The following is an 11,942-nucleotide window of genomic DNA, read 5'->3' on the forward strand; positions in this document are numbered from 1 at the left end:
TCCCCTGCCTTTCTTATCCTACTAGTGCTACAATTTTTTGTGCGCCGTCTGCCATTGAATCTGCAGGAGTAATATCTAAACCAGACTCAGCTAGAATACTTCTGCCAAGGTCAACATTAGTCCCTTCAAGACGAACAACTAGTGGAACCTTAAGTTCAACTTGCTTTGCCGCTTCTACTACACCTGAAGCAATGATGTCACACTTCATAATTCCACCAAAAATATTAACGAAAATCCCTTTAACCTTTGGATCGGATAAAATAATCTTAAATGCTTCTGTTACTTTCTCAGCAGTTGCTCCGCCCCCAACATCAAGGAAGTTAGCCGGGTCTCCGCTGTAATGCTTAATAATATCCATTGTAGCCATCGCAAGTCCTGCACCATTAACCATACATCCGATGTTTCCATCTAAGGAGATATAAGAAAGGTCATATTTAGAAGCTTCAACCTCTTTTGCATCTTCTTCTTCAAGATCACGATATTCTAAAATATCCTTATGACGATATAAAGCATTAGCATCGAAATTTAATTTTGCATCAAGAGCCATAATATTCCCGTCACCTGTTACAACAAGTGGGTTAATTTCAGCGATTGAACAATCCTTTTCAACAAAAGCACTGTATAATCCCATCATAAATTTCACTGCTTTACCAACAAGTGGAGTTGGGATATTGATATTAAATGCGATTCTTCTCGCTTGGAAGCCTTGAAGACCAACAGCAGGATCAATCACTTCTTTAAAAATCTTTTCAGGAGAATGTTCTGCTACTTCTTCGATTTCAGTTCCGCCCTCTTCTGATGCCATTAAAACAACACGAGAAGTTGCTCGATCAAGTACTAAACCAATATAGTATTCTTTTTTGATATCGCAGCCTTCTTCAATGAGTAAGCGCTTTACTTCTTTTCCTTCTGGGCCTGTTTGGTGAGTCACAAGCGTCTTACCTAAGATTTCGCTAGCATATGTACGAACTTCGTCCAAATTCTTAGCCACTTTAACACCACCGGCTTTACCACGGCCACCTGCGTGAATTTGTGCTTTAACAACACAAATTTGTGTTCCAAGTTCTTTTGCAGCTTCAACAGCTTCTTCTACCGTGAAAGCAACCTTACCGTTTGGGACCGAAACCCCATATTTTCTGAGGATCTCTTTACCTTGATATTCATGTATATTCATTTGTCATCCTCCTATCATTGTCTAACAAAAATAATAGACTGCGTTTTCATTGTATAAAATGACAACTACCTTGTCTACCATTAGCGGGTATTTATTGCTCGTGATTAAAATGTTGGAATTTTTAAATAATACAATCACTTTTGGTTAAGTTGAAAAACTGGGTTTTTAGACTAGTCAAGCATTAAATAGTCTACCCAACTAAAGAGTAGACTTTTTGAATTGTTGATCCACACGATATACAAATGCAAATACTTCAGCTACGGCTTGATAAAGTTCTTCGGGGATTGATTCATTTATTTGGAGCTGACTTAAGAGTTCCACTAATGAGGAATCCTCTTGGATCGGAACGTTATGCTCTTTTGCTTTTTGTATGATATTTTCAGCTGTCAATCCCTTCCCTTTTGCAACGACCTTCGGAGCTGATTGGTTTTTCGAATCATAGGATAACGCCAATGCTGAAGATCGCTTCTCGCCCTTTTCACTTTTCATATCTTGATATCCACCCCTTGATAGCTATCCCTAGTAAATAGTGAGTGGGTCTGTATTTGATCATCTTGATCATTCTTCAACAAAGAATGATCCGTAACTTTAACTGATGAGAGAGTGTAGCCCAAGTTACCTAACTGATCTTTTAGTTCCAATTGCTGTCTTGAGACTGAGGATTCCATTCCTTCTGTATGATTGAAAATGGTAATATTGACAATCCTATTTTGTACATGCATATCGATAACGGTTTGCTTTATGTTCTGCAAATCCAAGTAAAATAAAATTCTACAAAAACTCGAATCTATTTGACCATCTTTTTTATTTCGACCACTCCACTGAAGGGTAACGTCAGACAGCTTATCACCTAGCGCTAGAGGGAACTGCATAAAAAGCTGTTGCAATGGACCATTTGTCTCTTGAGACAGCATCTGTATCCCTGTTAACCGATTTAACAGTGGTTCTAGTTCTCTACCACTGGTCCCTAGCTCGCTCATCGCTTTAATTAATAATGGTTTTAGTGAATCAAGTTCATCCATTGCTTCAAAATTAGCTTTTGACCATTTTCCTAATTCATTCTCATAATCTAGACCTAATGAGTAAATCATTTGCTTAAACAGTTGTTTGACTTCTGTCCCATTTTCTAATTGAACACTCTTAGGCATTAGTTCTGTTCGCACTTGCTTAATAAGAGCGAGCTCATCCTCTCCAATACTTTGCGAGGGATTTTGAAGGAGCTCCTGTATTAGTAGAGGAAATTTATTTTGTTGCTGGCTAGGGAATTTATGAACAAACGATTCAGCGAACTGTGATCTATTATCGCTACTCAGACGCGCAATCGTTGAGTGTCCTGTCCATTCTATGTTTAACTGCTTGGCAACCGATTGAAGTGATTGTTCAAGTGAAAAACTCTTTGGTAGTAGTTCTAGCTTTTGAAGCAATCGAAAGGAGGATTGTTGTTCCGATACTGTAGATGTTGGAGACAACCATAACTTAACCAATTCACTCACGACCTTCTGACCCTGTTCTACTGTGACAGCTCCTACTAACTTATGTAGTTGGCTTTTTAATTGCTGAGTTGTCTCTGATTGCTTTAGCTTATCACTTCCAAGCCATTCCGTTACTTGTAGTAGTTGCGTTGCAATTGAGCTTGAGCTTTGAAAAGCTACTAACGATTTAAACGTTTGATTTGTGACAGGTAACTCTCTTTTTATCATCATCTCTATCGCTGTTAATCCTTTTTGGAAATCTTGTTTGCTAGTTAGCCATTGGGAGCCCTTTGTTACATGTTCTTTTGAAAATGGCAACTCCTTTGAGATAAGAAATTTTACGAGCTGCTGATTTTTCTTTGTATCTGGTAGCTGGAATTGGGTAAGTAAAGTGCTTCCCAAGTCATTTATATTGGAACGTCCTGAATTTTTTGTCTCTAACACCTTCAAATGTACCTCTCCGTTTTGATCCGGCTGAGCCTCAAACCAATACCGTTCCAAAGCTTCTAAGGAAACGTCAATATGAGCATACAATTTCATTGATCCGATTTGAATAAGTGCTGTTTGATTTGGAAACAACTTTTCGACTCGTCCATGTAATAGTTGCCCAGGTCTTATGGTTAATTCATGCGACCGATTTGTACGATCCGATCTCAATATTGACTGCATTACTTGGATTGGATTCATACATCATTACTCCTTAGCTACTGGCAAGGACCTCTTTAATCGGAGAGAAAGAACGCCGATGCTCTGAAATTATTCCAAAGTTAGAAATCGCCTCTAAATGTTGCTTTGTTCCATAACCCATGTGAGATTGAAACCCGTAATTTGGGTATTCCTCCCCTAGTTTTCTCATATATCGATCTCTTACGACTTTCGCAACAATTGATGCCGCTGCAATTGAGACACTTTTCTCATCACCCTTCACAATAGAAAGCTGCGGAATATCTAGTTCAAGCTTCATTGCATCGATTAAAAGAAAATGAGGTAATGGATCAAGCCGTGTAATTGCTTGTATCATGGCTAATTTAGTTGCTTCGTAAATGTTGACCTCATCAACTTGATACGAAGGAATCATACCTATACCAATACTAATTGCCTGTTCCCCAATGAGATGAAAGTATTCTTCTCTTTTCTCATGTGATAATTGCTTAGAATCATTGATACCTAATACGCTAAAATGTTTGGGAAGTATAACGGCGGCTGCCAAAACTGGTCCTGCTAAAGGTCCTCGTCCAACCTCATCTACCCCAGCTATCATTTCAAAACCATTCTCATACAAATCTTTCTCGTATTTAGACATTTCATCAAGCTTAGTCTGTTGTTCTTTTATGTGAGATTCTTGTTTTTCCCTTTTTTCAATAAGCTTTAAAACCCCTTTTCTAGGGTCCTTTTTAAGTTTTCTTATGAACTCGTGATCTATAGTAGATTCCTCAAGCATGCTGGCAATCTGGTGAATTGAATACTTCTGCATTGAATAAACCTCTCCTTGTTACTTATATCGGTTTTTTCTCAAAAAAATAAAGACCTGAATCTACAGGTCTTTCTTCGTTTCCCAATCCTTGGGAGTTTCAAGTGTTAGTTTTCCAAGTCTTCCGCCTCTAAGCTCACGAAGGATTAATTCAGATGTTTTGTCATAATCTATTAAGCCTCCGCCTGCCAAACAGCCTCTACGTTTACCGATCTCATCAAATAAAGACACGATATCTTCCGGAATTTCTTTTAGATCATAACGATTTATCAATTCAGAAGGATAATGAGTTGTGAGGAAATTCAGAGCATATATAGCTACTTCCTGTAGGTTTAAAATCGTATCCTTTATTGCTCCTGTCGCTGCCAAACGTTTCCCTACCATTTGATCTTCAAATTTTGGCCACAGTATTCCAGGAGTATCCAGTAATTCAAGCTCGGTTCCAACTTTTATCCATTGCTGAGCAGTCGTAACACCTGGTCGATCTCCTGTTTTCGCAAGATTTCGCTTTGCCAATTTGTTTATTAGTGTTGATTTCCCTACATTTGGTATTCCGACGATTAAGACACGTATTGCTCTTGGCTTAATACCTTTTGCTCTCATTCTCTCCCACTTATCGTGAACAAGTTCTTGGCATCCAGTAATAATTTGCTTCAATCCGTTACCACTTTGTGCATCTATGGCAATCGTTTTAATACCTTTACTCTGAAAATAATGAATCCACTCATTTGATTTACGATCATCAGCAAGGTCCGCTTTATTTAAAAGCATCAACCTCGGCTTATTAGAAACAATTTCATCAATCATTGGGTTACGTGATGAATTAGGTATTCTAGCATCCGCTAACTCCACAACCACATCAATTAATTTTAATTTTTCTTGTACTTGTCTTCTTGCTTTGGCCATATGACCAGGAAACCATTGTATTGTCAAGTAAAGCACCACCTATTTGTGTTGAAACGTTTTTTTGCTGAATTTATTAAAATAAAGAAAGGAACGAGTGATACTCCTCCCTTCAAACTTTATCTATTTAATGTATTGAAAGTCTGAAATTGGCCAATAAACAATACTCGTTTTACCTATTACTTCTTCCATGGCTATAAAACCTATACTTCTACTATCTTTACTAAAACGCCTATTGTCTCCCATAACAAAAAGGTGACCTTCAGGGACTGCTTTTTGACCCCTTAGTTCCTCCAGTTCAAAGTCAAACGTTAACGGTGCATCGACAATTTCCATCTTTGCTCCTTCTAGGTAAGGTTCTTCAACTGGTTCACCATTTATGTATAAAATATCATTTTTATATTCAACATGATCTCCTGGAAGCCCAATGACTCGTTTAATATAATCTTTTTGTTCTGGTGCATGAAAAACAACTATATCAAAGCGCTTTGGCTCTCCAATTGAATAACTTAGTTTATTAACAATCATTCTGTTCTGATCATGGAGGTTTGGCATCATGGAAAGTCCGTCTACAACAATCGGTGCAAATAGAAAGTAGCGAATGACAGCGGCAAGTATAACTGCAATCGCAAGTGCTTTTATCCATTCCCAAGCTTCGCTCTTTTGACGCGTCATCTTTAGTTCCTCCAACATTTTTTCGTTTAAAAAAGGAGCTTGATACTCAAGCTCCTTTTTTCTTCTATCGAATCTCTTTAATACGCGCAGCTTTACCACGTAGATTGCGTAAATAGTATAGCTTCGCACGGCGTACTTTACCACGACGAATAACTTCAATTAGCGCAATTTTAGGTGAATGGACTGGGAATGTTCGTTCAACACCAACTCCGTAAGAAATCTTACGAACTGTGAATGTTTCACTAATTCCACCGCCACGACGCTTAATCACAACACCTTCAAAAAGCTGGATACGCTCACGAGTACCTTCGACAACTTTAACGTGTATACGTACAGTGTCTCCAGAACGGAACGCTGGTAAATCAGACTTTAATTGGTCTTTTGCGATATCTTCAAGCAACTTTTGCATCGTTTTCAACTCCTTCCAACAGATGTTCATTACAGTGCCATAATTTATCATTGCAGCGGAACACCGTTATAACAGACAAATGGCATTGTACAGCCTAAGTCACAAGAGATATCTTAACATATTTCGCTAAGTGTTGCAATAGCTAGACAAGTTCTTTTCGAAATTCAAGAAGCCATTTTTTTTGTTCGGACGAAAGGTTTTCTTCAGAAATCAAATCAGGTCTTCTCAAAAAAGTTCTTTTTAGTGACTCTTTTGATCTCCATTCATCCACCTTTTTATGATTCCCTGACATAAGGATCTCCGGAACCATTAAACCACGAAAATCAGCCGGTCTCGTATATTGAGGATGCTCTAAATATCCAGTGCTAAATGAATCCTTTATGTGGGATGTCTCATTTCCTAGAACATCAGGTAATAACCTTACAACACTATCTACAATGACCATAGAGGCCAATTCTCCACCGGTTAACACATAATCCCCAATGGAAATCTCATCTGTGACTAAGTTCGCTCTAATTCGCTCATCATAGCCCTCATAGTGCCCGCAAATAAATACTAGATGCTCTTCATTTGCAAGTTCTTCAGCTTTTTTTTGATTGTAACGCTCCCCCTGAGGACACATAAGTATAACACGTGGCTTCTTAGGTGAAAGACCTACAAGGGCTTTTACGGCATCAAAAACAGGCTGAGGAGTCAGCACCATCCCAGCACCACCACCGTAAGGATAATCATCAACACTCTTATGCTTATTAGATGAATAGTCCCTAAAGTTCACTACGGAGATTTCGACTGCCCTTTTTTCTTGAGCAATTTTCATCATAGAATGCTGCAAGACCCCAGTAAACATCTCTGGGAACAAAGAGAGGATATGAATTCTCATCAAGAAAGCAATCCTTCCATAAGGTGAATTGTTATTTCCTTTAGATCGATATCAATTTCTTCTACTACTTCTTTAATATAAGGAATGAGGACATCCTTCTCACCTTCCCGCTTAACAACCCATACATCATTTGCACCTGTAGAAATAATCTCTATCACTTCCCCGATGATCTGCCCATCATTCGTTTTAACACTGCACCCAATAATTTCATGGTAATAAAATTCACCCTCATCAAGGTCCCCTTGCTGATCCTCTGGTACTTTTAAAATCGAGCCTTTAAATCTTTCCACGTCGTTAACATTTGGATACCCTTCAAAGGTTAACAAGTTAAAATTTTTATGAACACGATGGGTTTCTACAATCAGTTCGATTGGTTCTGTTTGATCCTTAAAAAATATATACAAAGGATTTCCTATTGCATACCGTTCATTTGGAAAATCCGTTGAAGAAATAACTCGGATCTCGCCCTTAATTCCATGGGTGTTAACAATTTTACCTACATTGAACCATTTCTTCATGTTTACTCACCTCTATCTGATATCTACAACTTTACCCTCTTTGACAACAATCGTTTTTTCAATCGCATCCCACTGATCTCCAATTTTCACATCTATTACTCCTTGGATTTCTTTCTGTTTAATTTCACTGCCTAGTGGTAGCATATGTAATTGTTCAATCTTAAAATCTAAGTTCTTCATTGATTCTTTTCTCAAGGAAATTTCGTCTTCGTGCATTTGAAATTGTGAGGTCAAAAGCTTTTTATTGGACTCCATTCTTTTCCGTTCAAATCTTAGCTGCTCACACTCTTTCTGTAGCTGTAGCTTCTGTAAAGAGAAATGCTCATAAAGGTCTTGCTTACTCTTTTCAGTAAGGACTTGTTTAATCGTAACGGTCTGAAGGATTTTCAACATTTTGCCTCCCTTGTACAAGTCAGACTAGAAATCTCTTCTATATATTAAAAAAAGGGAGAGGAAAATCCTCACCCTTTTGGTTTTAGCATCTGCACCCTTTGGGACAGCAGCTTGATTTGAAACGTACATAGCTCTTATTGAATATCTAGATGTATACGTTTATTACTTTGTAATGTAGAAGAGTAGATAACCGAACGGATAGCTTTAGCAACTCGTCCGTTTTTCCCAATTATTTTGCCTACGTCTTCTTTATGAACAGTAAGCTTATACGTAATAGTGAAGTTGTCTTCAACTTCTGTTATGACAACATCTTCTGGATAATCAACTATAGGCATAACGATCGTTTCAATTAAACCCTTCATCATAACCACATTCATTACTTACTGTTTCTTAGATTGTGGTACTTTTCCATGATTCCTTGCTTTGAAAATAGGTTACGAACTGTGTCAGACGGCTTTGCCCCATCCTGTAACCATTTAAGAGCTTGAGTTTCGTTAATTTGAACAATTGCTGGTGCAGCTACTGGATTGTAAGTTCCGATCTCTTCAATGAAACGACCGTCACGTGGAGCACGAGAATCAGCTACAACTACACGATAGAAAGGAGTCTTCTTTGAACCCATACGCTTTAAACGAATTTTTACTGCCATTTTATATAGCACCTCCGGATTTTTTTACTATCAAATTTAATTTTGGATATATACATTATCCTGTTAATTGACAACAAATAATATAATATCAGTAAGCAAAATGTTTGTAAAGTATTTTTTCTTAACACCCCACAAGAAAAGCTGAAGCACCCCGGTTAGTTCCGACAAGCAAATGTTCTGAAACAAAGAAAAGGGCGCACTTTACCTTTTATTTGTTTCAGGTTATTTGACCTCGAGGAACTGGGTGCTGAAGCTAGGGCAACACTCATAGAAAAGCTGAAGCACCCCGGTTAGTTCCGACAAGCAAATGTTCTGAAACAAAGAAAAGGGCGCACTTTCCCTTTTATTTGTTTCAGGTTATTTGACCTCGAGGAACTGGGTGCTGAAGCTAGGGCAACTCATAGAAAAGCTGAAGCACCCCGGTTAGTTCCGACAAGCAAATGTTCTGAAACAAAGAAAAGGGCGCACTTTACCTTTTATTTGTTTCAGGTTATTTGACCTCGGGGAACTGGGTGCTGAAGCTAGGGCAACAGACAAAGAGATGCTAAAGCACCTCGATCAACCCATGCACAGAAAATGATCTGGGATTACATAAAAGGAGGCTTAAATCCAAACTTACCTTTTTTCTTCCCTTTTTGCATACCCGTCATTTGCTTCATCATCTTTTTCATATCCTCGAATTGCTTTAGTAAACGGTTGACTTCCTGCACAGAAGTTCCACTACCTTTCGCAATTCTCTTTTTTCTACTGGCATTAATGATCTCAGGTTGGACCTTTTCTTTTTTTGTCATTGACTTAATGATTGCCTCAACATGACTAATTTGCTTTTCGTCAACTTGCATGTTTTTGAGGCCTTTCATTTTACTCGCACCTGGAAGCATCCCTAGAATTTCATCTAACGGGCCCATACTTCTAACCTGAGAAAGCTGATCTAAGAAATCATCAAAAGTGAAGGACATTGTCCGCATTTTCTGCTCTAGTTCCTTCGCTTTCTCTACATCGACTGATGCTTGAGCTTTCTCAATAAGAGTGAGGACGTCTCCCATACCAAGTATACGTGAAGCCATTCGTTCAGGGTGAAAAGGTTCAATTGCATCCATTTTCTCACCTAAACCAACAAATTTAATCGGAACATTCGTAACAGCCTTAACTGATAAGGCCGCCCCACCGCGTGTATCTCCATCAAGCTTTGTTAACACAACACCCGTAATCGTGAGCTGTTCATTAAAACTTTGTGCAACATTAACTGCGTCTTGACCTGTCATTGCATCAACGACTAAGAAGATCTCGTCTGGCTTCACTAGTTCTTTTACGTCTTTTAGCTCAGCCATGAGATTTTCGTCAATGTGAAGTCTACCAGCGGTATCAATTATTACATAGTCATAATGTTCTTTTTTTGCATGGTCAATGGCTTGCTTTGCTATTTCAACTGGACTTACTTGGTCTCCTAATGAAAACACAGGAATACTTAGCTGTTTACCGAGAGTTTCTAACTGTGTAATAGCAGCAGGTCGGTATATATCTGCTGCAACAAGCATCGGGTTTTTGTTGTACTTCTTCCTCAGCATATTGGCAAGCTTACCAGTTGTAGTCGTTTTACCAGCACCTTGAAGACCAACCATCATGATAACAGTTGGTGGACGACTAGACACTGCAATCTTGCTTTGCTCTCCACCCATTAGTGTCGTTAGTTCTTCTTGAACTACCTTAATCACTTGCTGACCAGGGGTTAGACTTTTCATAACCTCAATTCCAACTGATCGCTCGGCAACCTTCTTGACAAAGTCTTTTACAACTTTGAAGTTAACATCTGCCTCAAGAAGGGCTAGACGAACCTCTCGCATCATCTCTTTAACATCAGTCTCAGAAACTTTACCTTTGCCTTTTATTTTCTGAATTGTACTTTGTAACCGGTCGGCTAATCCTTCAAATGCCATTTATGGCCGCCCCCTAATCTAATTCCTCAAGTTCCTCGAACAATACTGATAATTCGGACTGATTCAGTATCGCTTCCCTACATTTAAGAATAATGTTTTGCCTCTTTTGAAACTTCGAAAGCAAAAGCAATTTCAATTCATATTCTTCTAGCATTGTTTCAGTTCGCTTAATATTGTCATAGACTGCTTGTCGACTAATCTTATATTCATCGGCAATTTCTCCTAAGGAGTAATCATCTAAGTAATAAAACTCCATATAGCTTCGCTGCTTTGGTGTAAGCAGGGATTGATAGAAATCCATCAGAAGGTTCATTCTTGTTGTTTTTTCAAGCATGAATTCTCCCCCTTGTTAAGTAAATTACCTTTACAAAACAACATCTTACATGACGAAGAATCGAGTGTCAAGTTATTTGACTTGACTTAAAGGGTTTTTCATGTTCAGTTCTCTTCATTATCCTCTGATTGTTCTAGCATTTCACTAAATATACCGTATACAAATTGCTCAGCATCAAATTCTTGGAGATCGTCCATTTTTTCACCCAGACCTACAAATTTTACAGGAGTCTTAAGCTCATTACGAATGGCTAGAACAATTCCACCTTTTGCTGTACCATCTAATTTTGTTAAGACAATTCCAGTAACATCTGTTGCTTCAGTGAAGGTTTTTGCTTGACTCATCGCATTTTGACCCGTTGTTGCATCTAAGACAAGAAGCACTTCATGAGGGGCTCCCGGAACTTCCCGTTCAATTACTCGCTTCACTTTCTCTAACTCTTTCATCAAATTCACTTTGTTTTGCAATCGACCCGCTGTGTCACAAAGCAAGACGTCGACATTGCGGGATATTGACGCATGCAATGCATCATACACAACTGCTGCTGGGTCTGAACCTGCTGATTGCTTAATAACCTCTACTCCGACTCTTTCTCCCCATACCTCTAATTGTTCAATGGCTCCCGCTCTAAACGTATCACCTGCTGCTAACATTACCTTTTTTCCATCTAGTTTAAGCTTATGTGCAAGTTTACCAATTGAAGTTGTTTTTCCTACACCATTCACACCCACAACTAATACAACGGTTAAACCATTTTCCTGTAGGTTAAGTCCTTCAGTTCCACGGTCATCTCCTTTATAAATCTCCACAAGCTTTTCAGAAATCATGGATTGCACTTCGCGAGGGTCCTGTAAATTTTGTTTCTTCACTTCGTCTTTTAGTTCATCAATTAAATCCATAACGGTTGTAACACCGACATCAGCCGAAATTAAGATTTCCTCTAATTCTTCAAAAAAGTCCTCATCTATCTTTCTGTATCGGTAAACTAAATCATTCACACGTTCAGCAAATGAGTTCCTTGTCTTCGTTAACCCTTCTTTAAACTTCTCTGTAACTGAATCTGTTTGTTTTGAAATTTTTTCTTTTAATTTTTTAAAGAAGCTCATTCTTTTTCCCTCTTTTCTACG

The 11,942-nt window shown here is 38.4% G+C and carries 15 protein-coding genes; all 15 read right to left on the minus strand.

Annotation, left to right across the window (positions count from 1 at the left end):
* Positions 1–13: 13 nt before the first annotated feature.
* Positions 14–1,174 (minus strand): ADP-forming succinate--CoA ligase subunit beta, encoded by a 1,161-nt coding sequence (gene sucC / locus ACOI1C_RS01425; RefSeq protein ID WP_422507247.1) that lies wholly within the window; start codon positions 1,172–1,174, stop codon positions 14–16.
* A gap of 198 nt (positions 1,175–1,372) precedes the next feature.
* Positions 1,373–1,663: an EscU/YscU/HrcU family type III secretion system export apparatus switch protein gene (locus ACOI1C_RS01430; protein WP_422507249.1), complete on the minus strand. Its 291-nt coding sequence runs from the start codon at positions 1,661–1,663 to the stop codon at positions 1,373–1,375.
* Positions 1,660–3,333, minus strand: coding sequence for a hypothetical protein (locus ACOI1C_RS01435; protein ID WP_422507251.1), 1,674 nt, complete (start codon positions 3,331–3,333; stop codon positions 1,660–1,662). The genes ACOI1C_RS01430 and ACOI1C_RS01435 overlap by 4 nt, the downstream gene beginning before the upstream one ends.
* Positions 3,334–3,346: 13 nt before the next feature.
* Positions 3,347–4,120 carry a ribonuclease HII gene (locus ACOI1C_RS01440; protein ID WP_422507253.1) on the minus strand — a complete coding sequence of 258 codons (774 nt, stop codon included), beginning with the start codon at positions 4,118–4,120 and terminating at the stop codon, positions 3,347–3,349.
* Positions 4,121–4,180: 60 nt separating this feature from the next.
* A complete protein-coding gene (gene ylqF, locus ACOI1C_RS01445) occupies positions 4,181–5,050 on the minus strand; it encodes a ribosome biogenesis GTPase YlqF (protein WP_422507255.1) in 870 nt (289 codons plus the stop codon).
* A gap of 93 nt (positions 5,051–5,143) precedes the next feature.
* Entirely contained in the window at positions 5,144–5,695 is a 552-nt protein-coding gene (gene lepB, locus ACOI1C_RS01450) for a signal peptidase I (protein ID WP_422507257.1), read from the minus strand.
* A gap of 64 nt (positions 5,696–5,759) precedes the next feature.
* Entirely contained in the window at positions 5,760–6,104 is a 345-nt protein-coding gene (gene rplS, locus ACOI1C_RS01455; RefSeq protein WP_422507259.1) for a 50S ribosomal protein L19, read from the minus strand.
* Positions 6,105–6,246: 142 nt separating this feature from the next.
* Entirely contained in the window at positions 6,247–6,984 is a 738-nt protein-coding gene (trmD, locus tag ACOI1C_RS01460) for a tRNA (guanosine(37)-N1)-methyltransferase TrmD (RefSeq protein WP_422507620.1), read from the minus strand.
* Positions 6,984–7,502, minus strand: coding sequence for a ribosome maturation factor RimM (rimM, locus tag ACOI1C_RS01465; protein ID WP_422507261.1), 519 nt, complete (start codon positions 7,500–7,502; stop codon positions 6,984–6,986). The genes trmD and rimM overlap by 1 nt, the downstream gene beginning before the upstream one ends.
* 12 nt (positions 7,503–7,514) lie before the next feature.
* Complete coding sequence (locus ACOI1C_RS01470) at positions 7,515–7,892, minus strand: YlqD family protein (RefSeq protein ID WP_422507622.1); 378 nt, start codon at positions 7,890–7,892, stop codon at positions 7,515–7,517.
* Positions 7,893–8,029: 137 nt separating this feature from the next.
* Complete coding sequence (locus ACOI1C_RS01475) at positions 8,030–8,257, minus strand: KH domain-containing protein (RefSeq protein WP_422507263.1); 228 nt, start codon at positions 8,255–8,257, stop codon at positions 8,030–8,032.
* Between the two features lie 14 nt (positions 8,258–8,271).
* Positions 8,272–8,544 (minus strand): 30S ribosomal protein S16, encoded by a 273-nt coding sequence (gene rpsP / locus ACOI1C_RS01480; RefSeq protein ID WP_422507265.1) that lies wholly within the window; start codon positions 8,542–8,544, stop codon positions 8,272–8,274.
* Positions 8,545–9,131: 587 nt separating this feature from the next.
* Positions 9,132–10,481 carry a signal recognition particle protein gene (ffh, locus tag ACOI1C_RS01485; RefSeq protein ID WP_422507267.1) on the minus strand — a complete coding sequence of 450 codons (1,350 nt, stop codon included), beginning with the start codon at positions 10,479–10,481 and terminating at the stop codon, positions 9,132–9,134.
* Positions 10,482–10,494: 13 nt separating this feature from the next.
* Complete coding sequence (locus ACOI1C_RS01490) at positions 10,495–10,815, minus strand: putative DNA-binding protein (protein WP_422507269.1); 321 nt, start codon at positions 10,813–10,815, stop codon at positions 10,495–10,497.
* Between the two features lie 104 nt (positions 10,816–10,919).
* A complete protein-coding gene (ftsY, locus tag ACOI1C_RS01495) occupies positions 10,920–11,921 on the minus strand; it encodes a signal recognition particle-docking protein FtsY (RefSeq protein WP_422507271.1) in 1,002 nt (333 codons plus the stop codon).
* Between the last annotated feature and the right edge of the window lie 21 nt (positions 11,922–11,942).

Origin of the sequence: Bacillus sp. DJP31, assembly GCF_049310945.1 — a bacterium.
GTDB lineage: Bacteria > Bacillota > Bacilli > Bacillales > SA4 > Bacillus_BS.

Excerpts from the sequence above, each read along its gene's own strand:
- sucC (WP_422507247.1), bottom strand. The coding sequence starts at position 1,174 with ATGAATATACATGAATATCAAGGTAAAGAGATCCTCAGAAAATATGGG.
- ACOI1C_RS01430 (WP_422507249.1), bottom strand. The coding sequence starts at position 1,663 with ATGAAAAGTGAAAAGGGCGAGAAGCGATCTTCAGCATTGGCGTTATCC.
- ACOI1C_RS01435 (WP_422507251.1), bottom strand. The coding sequence starts at position 3,333 with ATGAATCCAATCCAAGTAATGCAGTCAATATTGAGATCGGATCGTACA.
- ACOI1C_RS01440 (WP_422507253.1), bottom strand. The coding sequence starts at position 4,120 with ATGCAGAAGTATTCAATTCACCAGATTGCCAGCATGCTTGAGGAATCT.
- lepB (WP_422507257.1), bottom strand. The coding sequence starts at position 5,695 with ATGACGCGTCAAAAGAGCGAAGCTTGGGAATGGATAAAAGCACTTGCG.
- rplS (WP_422507259.1), bottom strand. The coding sequence starts at position 6,104 with ATGCAAAAGTTGCTTGAAGATATCGCAAAAGACCAATTAAAGTCTGAT.
- trmD (WP_422507620.1), bottom strand. The coding sequence starts at position 6,984 with ATGAGAATTCATATCCTCTCTTTGTTCCCAGAGATGTTTACTGGGGTC.
- rimM (WP_422507261.1), bottom strand. The coding sequence starts at position 7,502 with ATGAAGAAATGGTTCAATGTAGGTAAAATTGTTAACACCCATGGAATT.
- ACOI1C_RS01475 (WP_422507263.1), bottom strand. The coding sequence starts at position 8,257 with ATGAAGGGTTTAATTGAAACGATCGTTATGCCTATAGTTGATTATCCA.
- rpsP (WP_422507265.1), bottom strand. The coding sequence starts at position 8,544 with ATGGCAGTAAAAATTCGTTTAAAGCGTATGGGTTCAAAGAAGACTCCT.
- ffh (WP_422507267.1), bottom strand. The coding sequence starts at position 10,481 with ATGGCATTTGAAGGATTAGCCGACCGGTTACAAAGTACAATTCAGAAA.
- ACOI1C_RS01490 (WP_422507269.1), bottom strand. The coding sequence starts at position 10,815 with ATGCTTGAAAAAACAACAAGAATGAACCTTCTGATGGATTTCTATCAA.
- ftsY (WP_422507271.1), bottom strand. The coding sequence starts at position 11,921 with ATGAGCTTCTTTAAAAAATTAAAAGAAAAAATTTCAAAACAAACAGAT.